We start from the raw sequence: 13,232 nt of genomic DNA on the forward strand, positions 1-13,232 counted from the left end.
TCGGATCATGGGGCGATCCGTTATCGAGGAGCCCAGACGGTGGCGATGACCTCGGTGAGGTTCAGGCCGAACATCGCGATGACAGCAAAAATGACGCCGTAGATCGCGTACAAGGAGATCGGGATGAGAAGCAGCCACTCCCGATAGGAGCCGGCGTTGCCGAGGATCGGAAGAGCCATGTACCCGTTCTGTGCCCAGATCCGGTCGAGGATCGGTTTGCCTTTCCACGACTTCGGTGGTTTCGGTATCCACGGCCACAGCAGAGGCAGGCCTCCGGTGGTCAAGAAGTCCCCCATCAGGTGGACTCCGTACCCGAGGGTGAAGCACACAACGAACCAGGACTGTCCTTCTGGTGCGAACAGGGCGATGAAAGCGGCGATCACGAAACCGATCAGCCACGCCAGGAACCACGAGCCGCGGGAAAGCTTCAGCGCTTTGGCGGCGAACGCGATCGCAGCCATCGACATCACTGCCGGCCCGAAGGCGACGGGTTGGTTCCACCATTCCGGCTGCCAGGTGATGAAGCCGAGCCCGACGGCGAGTATCCACGCGCATAGGACTGCGAGGAGGCAGTGGAGCCCGTGGCGGTGTCCGCCTGATGCATGGGAGATGGCGCTGGTGACGGCTTTCCCGACGACGGGGACGGAGTGGGCGATCGTTGCCGATGAGTGGTCAGCGTCGGCTAGAAGCGCGGCGCCGGCGCAGAGCATCGCTCCGGCGAGAGTGCCGACAGGGTCTACCGGGTAGAGGCCGAGGCCGTGGCCGGTTGCGGTCACTGCGATCCACGCTGCTGCGCCTGTGGCTGCGTGGTGTCCTCCCATCATCGGCGGGTCTTCCTTTCACGCTGGGGTCGGCGGAAAGGCATGTGGCGATGGCTAGAAGTCCCAGTCGAAGCTGTTGGCGATCCTGAAGCGGCTGGTGTCTCCGTGGAGCTCGACGGAAGCGTCGCGGTCGCGGACGTCGAGGATGCCGCGGGACCCGGGTTCGGCGAACACCGTCACGGAGCAGTGGCCTGCTGCGGACACCCGGCTGGCGTTCCCGCGTCCGACCACGACGGTGACGTCAGTCCCGTCCAACGCCACAACGTCGACCGGCTGGCCGGAACGGATGAGCACTACCGCGTAGCCGGACGCGACATGCAGTTGCCCGGCCCCGTGGCTGATGTCGACGAGCATGGGGCGGCCGTCCGTGGGGGCGTGAATCTCGTATTCGTCGAGTGTCGCCATCGGATTCTGAACCCGGACAAGCCGGACACCTCCGCTCTCCGGCGGTGACAGCCGTGAGTCAAGTGCATTCTGCAGATCGAACACATCCAGAGGGATGAGCGTCGACACTGGAGCGCCTTCGGCGAAGTCGCGCAGGGACAGGGTGGTGCCAGCGCCGGTGAGGATTGAGGTGTCAGCTTCAGCCAGCAGCTTCTGCACGAACATGCCCCCGAAGCCTCGGGGGTGCTCGATTTCGAAGTCAGGGTTGAAGGGGACGACGGGGCGAATCCGTCTCACATTCGCGGTAGGAGGTGAGTATTCGGGTGGTGCCATCGGTGCTGCTCTCCGATTCGTGCCAGTGGATACGAGGCGTCTTCGTCTCGCTGCGCCCGTATGTGTGTGGCGAACAATTAGAGGTGCGCGTGTCGCAAGAAAATGGCCCCCGATCAGGCGGGAAGACCCTCCCCCACGGTCACGTTCCGGGCGTTCGTCAGAGCGGTCTGGAACGTGTCTCCGTACATGGTGTTGTCCTTCACGGACGCCGACCCGATGGTCATGGTCCCGCCCACTTCCACGTCGATGTCCTTGGATGCGCTCCAGGTGAGGACGTGACCCTCGTCGGTGTGCATCACCAACCAGGTGGAGTCCCGCGTGTGCCCGTTCACTTCGAAGGTGTCGTGCTTGACCCGGTCGACGGTGACTTTCAGCTCTCGGAGCTTCTCTTTCGGGGCGGCCAACCATTCCTTCTTCTCGTTGGCGCGCAGATCCTCGGCCGCCTTCCGGGCGACCTTCTTCTTCCCGTCGTTCTGGAACGCCCCTACGGCAGAGACTGCATAGCCGAGATGCTTCGCGCGAACGAACTCTTGGCCCGGATCCGCACCGAAGATGGCGGCGAGGTTGCCGAGGTAGCTACCGGGTGCGTCCTCGCGGGTGCGGGCCCAGGCGACGATCTCTGCCGCCTTCTGGCGCTGCTCGTCGGTGGCCTTCGCGAGCAGCGATGCGAACGTCTTGCTGACGACGGATGCGGTGGGTGGGTTGTTGAAGGTCCCGTTCTTCCCGGAGACGAACTTCTCACCGTTTTCGGATGCGACGAGCGCGGCGACGACGAGGTCGTTCTGGTCGAACACTCGTGAGGCGCCGGCGTTGCTGCGTTCGCGGTCGTTGGCCTCGATGACGTCGAGTTCGAGGTCGGACTCCAGAGCCCAGAGTCCCTGGGGCCGCACGCCGAGGAATGCGCTGAGGCAGGATGCGCCGATCTGCTTGAAGCCGAGCTCCGGGTGGCGGACTGTGTACAGCTTGGTGCGGTGGCGGGTCTGGCCGCAGTGGTCGCAGGCGGTGCCGTTCGGGACGATGTTCGCGAGGTGGTCGCCGGTGAAGTGGTTCACCCAGTTGCCGTTCGCGGCGACGTGGTGGGCGCCGGCGAACGACCAGCCGTCGTAGCTGATGGAGGGCCGGTTCAGTGTCAGCGTCACGTATTCGACGGTGTCGCCTTTGAGCTGCTCGAAGGAGGATTCGATCTCGAACTCGAACCGTTCCTCGATGCCGAGCTTCGCGAGCCGGTTGTTGGCGCGTGCGATCTTCTGCTCGGCGATCTCGAGCCGTTCGGCGAGGAACCTGTACTTCGGTTCGTACCGTTCGGGTGCGTCCTCGACACGGGAGAGGGCGGGGTCGCCGGTTTCGTCGGCCTCGTCGTACACGTACAACGGTTCGGCGGCCAGGACCACTCCCCCGAGGTCGCCTTGGTCGGATCGGCGGTTCATCGTGATGAACTCACCGGAGAACGGGTGGCGGAGGTGCTCCTCGGGGTCCCATTCCTTCGTTGTCGTCTGATTCATGACGGCTTAGGTGTGTGGCCTCAGAGTTGGACGACGGCGCCGTTTCGGAGTCGGGTTTGAGTTCCGGGGCTGTTCCACGCACGCACTTTCCCGCGGGTGTCGGCGGCTTCACGGTGCATGCGGGCTGCGGCCTGCTTCGCTGTCTCGATCCGTTCCGCCAGTGGAGGCAGTTCCATGTAGGCGCGTTCGGCGTCGAACATTCGGTCCATCTCCCGGACGAACGCGTCGGATTCACGGTCGGCGTCGGCGAGCAGCAGGTCCCGGTACTCGGCGAGGGCGAGCTCCGCCTTCTTCGTCAGGTGGTCCGCTTCCGCGGTCAGCCACTTCCCGTAGGCGGTGTTCTCCTTCTCCACTGCCGTACGGCGCTCGGGCTCGGTGATCCGTTTCCGGCGTGTGGTTCTCGCTTCGACCAGCTTCTGCCAGGAGCGGTGAGCGCTGTCGCGTCGGTGTTCCGACATGGCGAGCGGGTCGGTGGTGTCCTCTGCGGTGATTGCTTTCGCAACCACCGGTGGGATGCGGACTGGTTCCTGGTTGGTGCGATGCAGCCGCCAGACGAGCTCGCGCTGGGCGCCGCGGCGCACCCACACCAGGTCCTGCGACTTCGACTCGGCGGCGAACTCCCGGTACAGCGACTCGTACGACGCCCCGGTACCCGGAACGGACTCCTGAAGGTGGGCTTCGAGAAGCGTTCGCTCCTTCGGGGTGAGGCGAGCGACGTCAAAGAGAGGGGCGGTGTCGGAGTCGAAACTGAGGGCGGCATCCGATGAGGACAGCATGGTGCTCCCCCACTGCCCGTGGCCTTCCCGGCGCTGATCTCCCCAACCCATGGGGGCATAGGTGTGCGGGGCGCGCCACATGGCTTACCGGCATGTCCGATCCCCGCGATTCGACGGATGCACAGACGCAGCCGTCCACCGAGATGCCACCCGTATGGAACTTCGTTCCGACCTCGAGCCCGCTGCCCGTCCCGCAGCGGGAGCACGCGGCGCCCAAGACGCTGGCACTGAGGCCAGGGCAGCCTCCACGGCCTTCACGCGCGAAAGCCGCAGTCCGATCGGGCATGCAGAAGCTGGGGTGCGCGGCTATCGCCATCGTCATGCTGGCCCTCATGATCATCGTCGTCGTGGCAGTCTGCTCCGCGATTAGTTCTTCGTCGCCGTCGGGAACGCCAGATCCCACCGCCCCAGGGCTCGTCGAGGCTCCAGCACCCACTCCTACACCGTCGGCTCCAGTCGTGACCGAGCAGCCGGACAACACCGGCACTCAGCAGCAGGCGCCTACAGAAGAGTCGCCGTCAGAACCCCAGCAAGGCATCCAGAAGGGGCGGTACTGCTCGCCCGCGGGGGCACCTGGACTCAACGACGCCGGAGTACCTTTCGTGTGTGGAGCAAATGGCGCTGACAAGCACGGCAAATATCACTGGGGCTAGCGGCTGGCTCAGTCACAATCCATTTTTGATGCGAGAGTCGCCTGGAGCCGGCTGTCCGAATCCAGCATGGTTGGCTTTGTTGTGGGCCCCAGATTGAACTCCGTCCGCGCATGTAGGTGTCATGAAGAAGAATGCGTCGCTCGCCCAGCAGTGGGACCGCACCGTCTACGCCGTCTTGAACGGTGTCGAGGTTGTCCGTTACGACCGTGCCAGCAAGTGGTACGCGGAGAACTCGGACGGCACCCGCAAGCTGATCCCCATCGCTCAGGCAGTGGAGATGGCTGTCGAGGCTGCAACCACTGACGGCTCCCATGTAGCTTTCGACCGCCTCGGCGGACTGTTCGGCAAGAAGGTCCGTGCCGGTATCGCCAGTCGGGAGGCCGCCAAGTGACCGCCGGCGAGACGAAGGAGCTGACGAAACGGCAGCTGGTCGACATCAACCTCCTCGCCAGGATGTCCGTCCACGGCGTCCAATACGCCGGTGAAGTTTTCTGGCCTTCCGGCGAAGGACGCCGTTGGCCCGCTGTCGCCACGAAGCGACTCATCGACGCTGGTTGGCTGACCATCGCCAACAAGTACCTCAACTACGCCGTGACGGACGCCGGCATGGATCTCATCGAGAAGTACGCCGCTGATGTCCGTCGCCGTGAACAGATCGTCGCGGAGGTCTCTGCTGCGCACTGGCTCGACTACACCACCTACTCGCGCGGGAGCAGCCCGATCAGGGGCTGGGGCGCGACGTCCCGAGGTTGCCGGGTCACATGCTCCTGCGGGTTGGACGCTCGCTACAACGGCGGCCGCGCTGACGCGAAGGACGCCGGGAAGCTGCACAAGTGGTCCGCCCTGAACACCGCCCTCGCCGCTGCCGGGTTCGACGAACTGCCTATGCCGGACTGATGTCGGTGGGCAGGCGCATGATCTGCCCATGACAACGCTCACCATCCTCGCGGTTGCCGAGTTCGAGCATCACGGCACCCACCACGTCATCTTCGAAGCCGGCAACGACCGGTTCGACGTCGTCGCCCAATCAGCCGAGGACATCGGTTCGGACCACGGCACGACCGTCACCACGTTCAACTGCCCACGGGCTGCGTCGTTCGATGCGCTGGTGAGGCGAGCGAGAGGCAGCCTCAGCTGAACCCGTCCGCTAGCCCCACCGCCACCTGGATCGGGGCATGGTCACCGACGCCAGCGAGCGGTACGCTGCCGCGTATGAAGCTCACAGCATCTTTCGCCGGGGCGGCCGCGATCGCCTTCCTGCTCTCTGGGTGCGCCGCCAGCGCGGAGGGTGCCGCTGAGCCAACGAAGACGACGGCCGCAGCTCCAACGAAGACGCCGGAGCCAACCGCCGAGGCTGAAGTCGACCACCCGGAAGGGTGGGAGTTCTGTGACGTGTTCGTCCCCGGGATGGCGGCGTACGCCGACTACATCCTTGAGACCGGCAACGGCGACTTCGTCGTCTCCCACCACCGCACCCAGACGACGTATGTCACCAACATGCGGAAGTATGCCACGGCGGAGCAGGCACCCGACGTTGCCGGGTACACGGCGCCGTACGACCAGATCGATGCCGTGTACAAAGCCGGTGGCGGGGCCCTATCCCTGAACAACCAGCCGTACAAGGATGCGGTGCTGCCGCTCACGACAAGTTGTGTCGACATCGGCTACAAGATGGACTGACCCGTCTTCGCGGTCTGTCAGGCGTTCGAGAAGAAGTCCGCCCCGGTCATCCACTTCGTCGGGTCGTACCAGAGCTCGTCCTCCGGCTTCGGCGGAGCGGCCGGCTGCGGTTTCACCTTGACAGGTTTCGGCGGTAGCTCGGTGATCTCGTTCACCTGGTCTCCGAACACGTTGCGGAGCATCGGCAGCACCATCTCGTCGGCAGTCAGGGCTTCCGGGTGGTGGTTGGTACGGCCGAGCACCCATTCCAGGGCAGCCATCACCTGGTCGACGTCGGCCGGGTCGGTGACGAGCACGTTGGCACACAGATGTGTGGGCCTGGCCCGGAGCGCCAGCACCCGAAGGTTCTTCGGGGTCGCAGCCGCATCCATCGGCCTCACCATGTACGGCAGGTCGAGGCCGGCTTTCGCTTCCCTGATCGCGTCCATGTCCCCGAGGAGCTTCTCGCCGAAGATCGGCAACGGGACGGTATTCATGCCGCGTCTCGCATGTCCTGCCGGCCGGCGAGGAACTCGACCGCTTTGCTCAGGTCGGTGGTCTTCTGACCGAACGCATTGATGGCGTCCATCATGTCGTTCCGGCTGGATTCCTCGTAGGAGAACGGGTGGTTCTTCAGGAGGCGCGGGTCGAGCATGGCGAACATGCCTCGGTCGTTCTGACCTCGGACCAGACGGCCGCGTGACTGGCCGAGCAGTTCGCAGGCGTCGGACACGTACACGAGACGTCGAGCTGTCCATTCGGCTGCCTTGTCGCCGCCCATGCGGTCGGCAATCAGTGCCGCGCGTGCGTCGTCGACAGGGTTCCCGGCGGCGCGAGGGACACGATCGAGGATGACGAGGGAGTTCGTCTCCCCCGGTGCGTCCACTCCGGTCATCAGGCCCTGGGTGCCGACGAGCACACCGGTGGGGTCTTCCTTCCAGCGGGCGATCGTGATGCGGGGCGATGACGCATCCCACTGCGTGTAGACGCGGAACCGGCCGCCGGCGTGGGCTTCCAGCGCAGCGGCGTACTTCTTCGCACCGCCGGAGGTGGCAGACAGCACGAGCGCGTGACCGCGGTTCGCGTCGATCAGCTCCTTCATGACGTCAAGCGCCCATTCGTGGTGCTTTGCGACGTTGAACTTCCGCTTCCCGCCGTACGGGTTCGGGTCGGTGAGCGCAGCGACAGCATCCGGGTTCTTCGCGGACGGGATGAACAGCATCGACTCGTCATACGCTTCCGCGAACGGCAGCTTGTACGCGATCACCTGCTTTGATGTCAGGCCCGCCTCGGACACGAAGTTCTTCGGCAGCGTGCCGGAGATGCAGGACACGCTCGGGGAAACGTCAACCTCTTCGTGGGTCTCCGGGTCCTCGATGGTCTGGGTCCACAGGTTGCTCCGGAGCGCACCGCCGACCTCCACCTGGGCGGACTGGGCGATGTACCACGACTGCGACTTCTTCCGCTGCTGCCCGGGAGCTGCCAGCGGCGGAGCCTGAAGCCAACGAGCGACACCCTTCTTCTCCGTGCGGACGGTGTTGACGTCGGCGATCAACGAGTCGATACCAGCCTGCGCTCGCTTCCCAGCGATGATCTGCTTCATGTTCCCGGCGACGGTCGCCTGGCCGATCGGCTTCTTGATCAGACGGGAAGCGATCCGAGCCCAGGCGACGATCGCATCGCCGGTGTTCTCCAGCGGGTCGTCCTTCTCGGTGAGGCGTCCAATGTCACCCGTGGAGGTGTCGCGGAACATGCGGTGCAGCTCCTGCTGGACGAGCTCGCCGACGTGGTAGCCGTCCTCAACCCATTGGGCGACAGGCTGCTCACGCTCATCTGCGATCGACTTCACGAGACGGACCAGCTGGGTCATGCGGCGGCCGGACACGCCAGCCTCCCCCTGCGAGCGGACCACCTTCGGGAGCTCATGGGCTTCGTCGACGATGATGTGGTCGAACACACCGAGGGTGGAGTTCCCGAGGACGACAGGTACACCGATAGCCGCCTGCACGGCGAGGAGAGAGTGGTTGGTGACGACGACGTCAGCCTCAGCGGCCCGGTTACGGGCACGGTCAGACTTGCACATCTCCGCGAACGGGCAGACGGAGACCCCGACACATTCGTCGGTGGACACAGACACGCCAGCCCAGTTGACCTCGGTGACGGCGCCGTCGTACGTGTCCTTGTCGCCGGACGTCTCGTCACGGAGCCCCTGGTTCAGAGCCCACAGCACCAGCGGCTTCATGGTGGCCAGGTCGAACTCGAACCCGTCCATCTGCTTCTTCCCGATGTCGGGGAGTCGCTTCAGTTTCGCGATCAGCGGGGCGATCGAGCCCTTGCCGGGGAACGAGGAGGGGACCTCACCGATGAGTGCCATGCCGGTGTCGTAGGCCTTGTTCATGCAGGCGTAGTTCGCCCAGCCTTTGAGGACCGCGGTGGTGAACGGCTTTCCGAGCACCTTCTCTGCAGCTTTCGACACGACAGGTGCGTCTTTGTCGACGATCTGCGCCTGCAGGGAGAGTGACTTCGTGGAGTAGAGGGTCCGTTCGCCGTACTTCGCGCTTCTCATGCCGGCGTTCGACAGGGCCGCGAACGACTTGCCGATGCCGACCCCGGCGAGCCCGGCGAGGTGTCCTTTGCCGGACCCGGCTGCGTCGTCGTTGCCGACCGGGGACATGACGGTGGCGATGTCACGGGCGAGAGCCAGCTGCCCTTCTCGGGGGCGCGCGTCGACGCTGCCGACGCCGATGGCGACGGCCTCAGCGAGGACGTCTTCTACAAGCTCTTGGTTCGATGGGGCATTAGTCACGAAGCTCTCATGTGCGGATGGGAAAGGTTCTGCCGCCACATGCCCACCTGTTGTGGCACAGAGAGATCAACTTCGTCTGAACCGGTACGGAACCGTCATCAACGTCGCGTCTTCAAGGCAGGAGCTGAAGCTCGCGGAGGCGGTGACGGCCGCGTCGGAAGCTGTGATCGCGGAGTTCGGCCTGCAGCTCGACCACCGGAAACGCACCACCCTCACCGACCTGGTTCTCAAACTCCGCACAGCGGAACCGGATGTGCATTTCTCGGATCCGCTCCCCACATCGTTCATGAGTCCAGACGGGGGAATCCTCTCGGCCATCCGGTCGATCGATGGATCACTACACCCGATCCTCATCTCTGAGGTGAAGAGGCAAGGGACGAACGACCTCCGAGCCACCGAGGGCCTGAAGAAGCAATCCATGGGCAACGCGATAGAACGGCTCGGCAAGAGCGTCATCGGCTACCGGGACCTGTTCTTGGAGGAAGAGATCTTCCCGTTCATCTGCTTCGGATACGGGTACGACTTCCACGAAGGAAGCTCGATCTTGGATCGCGTCCGGACGATCGCCCAGCATGCAGAGCTGAACACGGTGAACGTCCATAAGGAGGGTAAGAACCGGCTGGCTCGAGGGAGCTTCTTCTTCCGGGAGCAGCCGTGGAGCAAGGACGAGATGATCCAGGCGATGACGCAGGTCGCTTCAACGGCCACGCAGTACTACCTCGATAAGCACGGGGCCGAGTCGTTCCTCATGATCGACGACACAGCCCTTCGCCACATACCTATTTTCTGAGCGGCCCCGACCCGCCCGCTCACACTGTGTGGAGGTGAACGATGGGCAGTCCTTGGGACACTCCGTACATTCCGGGCCGCCCTAACGCGAACCCTGGGAACCAGGTTGCGTCGATCCAGTCCGCACCTGCACCCGCCACTCCTTCGCAGTACCAGCCGCAGGCTGAACCGCAGACGATCCGTCTGGCTCCGGAGCCGTTGCAGCAGGTCGCGAACCCGTTCACAACGTCGGCGCCGGCGCAGCTTCCTGCGTACTCACCCGGCCCGTCCCCGGTCCGGCAGCAGCAGCCTCAGGCACCGGTGCGTCAGCAGCAGCCGCAGGCTCCTGTCCACCATCCTCAGCAGGAGCAGCCCCGCACGGTTGCCTACCTCGATGACGTCCGAGCCACAGCTGCAGTCCGTTACGAGGAGCCGACGGTCGCACCGATCAACAAGTTCGCGATCGCAGCGCTCATCTCAGCGTTCTTCGTCCCGATCATCGCGGTCATCTTCGGCCATCTGGCGTTGCGAGACATCAACGGCGGGAAAGGTGAGGGTCGCCGCATGGCGGTCGCCTCGTTGATCCTTGGCTACTTCGGGATCGTCTGGGTGACGGCGTTGGCGATCACGTTCGCCGCCGGCATCCTCGTCGTCGGCGCCGGCGGCAAAATCATCATCGGCTGAACCCGATCTAACAGCCGCCGGGCGGTCTCGCGCATAGAGACCCCATGGCCTCAAAACCCCGCGCCGCGCGCCAGCATGCCGTCGACCCTGCCCTCTGGGGCAAGCTCGGCAAAGCCCCGCACGCCCCATACCCTCTGATCAAGCATTCGCTGGACACGTCCGCGGCTGCTTTCGCCGTCTGGGATCTGTGGCTCCGCTCTGGCCTCCGTGCGCTCCTCACCGAAGCGCTCGCCCCCGGGCAGCCCGGCAAGGCACGGTCGATGTTCGCTGCTCTCGCCGGCGTCCACGACATCGGCAAGATCAACGTCGTCTTCCAAGGACAGCTCGGCGCTGAAGGGTCCGACTACTACCGCGGTGACTTCATCGCCGACCACCTTGCAGCCCTGGCTGCAGCAGGGTACGACACCGCCGCTCCGAAGAACGGACGCATCGGCGGAGACCTGGACCTGGACGGCCCGGCCGGCCGAGCCGCCCGCCGCCACGAAGCCCTCACACTGCTGGTCGTCGCCGGCGCCTGGCCGGGGAAGTTCGACAAGGTCGCGGACAGCTGGGCTGCTGCAGTCCTCGGGGCGCACCATGGCCGGTACCACCCGAACGACGCGTCCTTCGATCAGGAGCACTCTCGTGCCGGGTTCGGCATCGACAAGAAGCTCGCCCAGTTCACCGCCGGTCGCTGGGGCGAGCAGCAGCAAGCCCACATCCACGCCGTCTGCGACGCTGCCGGCGTCGCCCCGGCGGACCTCCGCACGCCACTGCACGCCCACGGGTCCACCGCTGTCATCCTCCTGTCCGGGCTGGTGTCCCTCGCCGACTGGGTCGCATCCACCGGCCGCACCATCAGTGGTGGCCGTAACGCCGCCGCCGACCCGGTCGTTGACCCTTCCGGGTATCTGCAGGAACGCACCGGTGACCTCCCCGCCATCCTCACCGCCACTCTCGGCGTGTACCAGGACATCAAGGACCCGGTCGCGGATGTGATGCGTAAGCACAAGGACAACCTCAGCCCGCTGCAGAAGCAGTCGTTGACGGTCGGGCGTGGGTTGTGGGTGGTGACTGTCCCTGCCGGTGACGGGAAGACGGAGGCGGCTCTGCTCCGCCATTCGAACTGCCCCGGTGAGGGTCTGCTGTTCGCGTTGCCGACTCGTGCGACCACGGATGCGATGTGGGTCCGTGTGCGGAGGACGTACATGCGCACCCCGAACTACGCCGCCATCCTGCACGGCCACGCCCAGCTGAACTCGTTCTACGCCCGCCGCGCTGACCAGCGCGTGCACGTCGTCGATGACGGCTGCTCCGGCGATCACGGCCTTACCCCGAACGACTGGCTGACCGGTTCCGCGACTGCGCTGCTGGCGCCGTTGAGCGTGTCCACCTGCGACCAGGTGCTGCTCGGTTCGTTGGCGCAGCGGCGTTCGTACATGCGGTTGACGGCGATCGCGAACCGTCACGTCGTCCTCGACGAAGTCCACACCTATGACACCTTCCAGGCGTCCCTGCTGGAGCAGCTGTTGGCCTGGTGCGGGAAGACCGACACCCGGGTGACGATCCTCAGCGCTTCGCTTCCGGAGTTCCGTCTGCAACGGTACTCGGACGCGTACGGCGGCACCGCCCCGGAGCAAGCCATCTACCCCGGCACCACGTTGGTGACGTCGGAGCTGACGACACAGTCGGAGGTGAAGTCCCGCCGTTCGTTCGACCTGCAGTACCGAATCCACAACATCCCCGCGAAGGGTCTGGTGAGCAAGCACGTCCAGCTGGCCCTGCACTACCGGCGGGAGTCCGCCAACGCCCGCATCGGCATCGTCGTGAACCAGATCGACCGCGCCCAGGAGATCGGTGAGATCCTCGCCGTGCAGCACGGGCAGCGTGTCATCGTCATGCATTCGTTGATGGGCGCCGGCCACCGAAAGCTGATCAGCGACGAGCTGGAGCTCCGCCTCGGACCGGATTCGACGGAGGGCGGACTGATCGTCATCGGAACCCAGGTGATCGAAGCGTCCTTGGACATCGACTTCGACTGCATGATCTCGGACCTGGCTCCCGCTCCGTCGCTGATCCAGCGTGCCGGCCGCATGTGGCGCCATTCCGAACCGACTGACGGTGTGTGGGACCATGTCCGACCTCGCCGCGGTGACAACCCGGTGCTGGACATCCTCTGCCCGTTGGATGACGCTCACCGGGACACACTGTCCCCGGTCGCCCGGTACCCGTACCTGATGGCTGAGCTGAAGCGCACGAAAGCGTCGCTGGAAGCTCGCGACGGTATCGTCGCCATCCCCGAGGATGTGCAGGCGCTGGTGGATGAGTCCGCGATCACCGCCGAGGAAGCGGAGTACGAAACCCATGTGTCCGCGGAGGACGAGAACGACGAGTACTACGAGGAGCTCCGCCGGAACCGGAAGGCCGGCAACGTCGTCATCCCGTTCCGCGGCCAAGGCCACAACCGTCCTGTCCTCTCTGACGAGCTCGACTACCTGACGCTGTCGAAGACCACCACGAAGCATGACCTCGATGAGGCTGCGACCCGGTTCATCGACCAGGACCAGGAGACGTTTGTGATGGTCGACCCGAACGGCGTCATCCCGTTTGCGTGGGTGGGAACCGCTGAGGAGGCGATGGAGGCGACGGGCGAGAACGCCCGTGAGCTGCTGAAGTCGACGTTCACGATGACCCGGAAGCGCTGGAATCACCTGCCGGAGCTGGTGGAGCTGATCGAACCGGACGACTGGGTTCCGGCTTCGGCTGCGTTCCGTGGCGTGCGGGTGGTCACGCTCACAAACCCGGAGCTCTACTCACCTCTGCTGGGGCTGCTGAGGTCCCGTCCGGTGTTCTCCGACTGAGCATTC

General features: G+C 65.0%; 13 protein-coding genes. 7 read left to right on the top strand and 6 right to left on the bottom strand.

Features of this window, described 5'->3' with window-relative positions:
* Positions 1-20 precede the first annotated feature (20 nt).
* The 4 genes from ASF30_RS12150 to ASF30_RS12165 form a co-directional block, all read right to left on the bottom strand.
* Positions 21-824 (bottom strand): metal-dependent hydrolase, encoded by an 804-nt coding sequence (locus ASF30_RS12150; protein ID WP_055906763.1) that lies wholly within the window; start codon positions 822-824, stop codon positions 21-23.
* Between the two features lie 51 nt (positions 825-875).
* Positions 876-1,430, bottom strand: a complete 555-nt coding sequence (locus tag ASF30_RS12155) for a hypothetical protein (RefSeq protein ID WP_055906766.1) — start codon at positions 1,428-1,430, stop codon at positions 876-878.
* Between the two features lie 221 nt (positions 1,431-1,651).
* Entirely contained in the window at positions 1,652-3,040 is a 1,389-nt protein-coding gene (locus ASF30_RS12160) for a hypothetical protein (RefSeq protein WP_055906768.1), read from the bottom strand.
* Between the two features lie 20 nt (positions 3,041-3,060).
* Complete coding sequence (locus tag ASF30_RS12165; protein ID WP_055906771.1) at positions 3,061-3,816, bottom strand: hypothetical protein; 756 nt, start codon at positions 3,814-3,816, stop codon at positions 3,061-3,063.
* A gap of 774 nt (positions 3,817-4,590) precedes the next feature.
* On the opposite strand from ASF30_RS12165, the gene ASF30_RS12170 reads away from it, so the two are divergent.
* The 4 genes from ASF30_RS12170 (at position 4,591) to ASF30_RS12185 (ending at position 6,149) form a co-directional block, all read left to right on the top strand.
* Positions 4,591-4,860 carry a hypothetical protein gene (locus ASF30_RS12170; RefSeq protein WP_055906774.1) on the top strand — a complete coding sequence of 90 codons (270 nt, stop codon included), beginning with the start codon at positions 4,591-4,593 and terminating at the stop codon, positions 4,858-4,860.
* Positions 4,857-5,366: a hypothetical protein gene (locus tag ASF30_RS12175; protein WP_055906776.1), complete on the top strand. Its 510-nt coding sequence runs from the start codon at positions 4,857-4,859 to the stop codon at positions 5,364-5,366. Before ASF30_RS12170 ends, ASF30_RS12175 begins: the two co-directional genes overlap by 4 nt.
* Positions 5,367-5,394: 28 nt before the next feature.
* A complete protein-coding gene (locus ASF30_RS12180) occupies positions 5,395-5,607 on the top strand; it encodes a hypothetical protein (protein ID WP_055906780.1) in 213 nt (70 codons plus the stop codon).
* 74 nt (positions 5,608-5,681) lie between these two features.
* Positions 5,682-6,149: a hypothetical protein gene (locus ASF30_RS12185; protein ID WP_055906783.1), complete on the top strand. Its 468-nt coding sequence runs from the start codon at positions 5,682-5,684 to the stop codon at positions 6,147-6,149.
* Between the two features lie 17 nt (positions 6,150-6,166).
* Here the strand turns inward: ASF30_RS12185 and ASF30_RS12190 are convergent, their stop codons facing one another.
* Positions 6,167-6,625: a hypothetical protein gene (locus ASF30_RS12190; RefSeq protein WP_157497317.1), complete on the bottom strand. Its 459-nt coding sequence runs from the start codon at positions 6,623-6,625 to the stop codon at positions 6,167-6,169.
* A complete protein-coding gene (locus ASF30_RS12195; RefSeq protein ID WP_055906790.1) occupies positions 6,622-8,934 on the bottom strand; it encodes an ATP-dependent DNA helicase in 2,313 nt (770 codons plus the stop codon). Before ASF30_RS12195 ends, ASF30_RS12190 begins: the two co-directional genes overlap by 4 nt.
* Positions 8,935-8,986: 52 nt before the next feature.
* On the opposite strand from ASF30_RS12195, the gene ASF30_RS12200 reads away from it, so the two are divergent.
* The 3 genes from ASF30_RS12200 to ASF30_RS12210 all read left to right on the top strand — a co-directional run bounded on the left by ASF30_RS12200 (position 8,987) and on the right by ASF30_RS12210 (position 13,226).
* Positions 8,987-9,724, top strand: coding sequence for an EcoRI family type II restriction endonuclease (locus tag ASF30_RS12200; RefSeq protein WP_055906793.1), 738 nt, complete (start codon positions 8,987-8,989; stop codon positions 9,722-9,724).
* A gap of 299 nt (positions 9,725-10,023) precedes the next feature.
* Positions 10,024-10,386: a DUF4190 domain-containing protein gene (locus ASF30_RS22755; RefSeq protein WP_157497323.1), complete on the top strand. Its 363-nt coding sequence runs from the start codon at positions 10,024-10,026 to the stop codon at positions 10,384-10,386.
* A 44-nt stretch (positions 10,387-10,430) separates the two neighbouring features.
* Positions 10,431-13,226 (top strand): CRISPR-associated helicase/endonuclease Cas3, encoded by a 2,796-nt coding sequence (locus ASF30_RS12210; RefSeq protein ID WP_055906798.1) that lies wholly within the window; start codon positions 10,431-10,433, stop codon positions 13,224-13,226.
* Positions 13,227-13,232 lie beyond the last annotated feature (6 nt).

This window comes from Leifsonia sp. Leaf264, from assembly GCF_001422325.1.
Lineage (GTDB): Bacteria > Actinomycetota > Actinomycetes > Actinomycetales > Microbacteriaceae > Orlajensenia.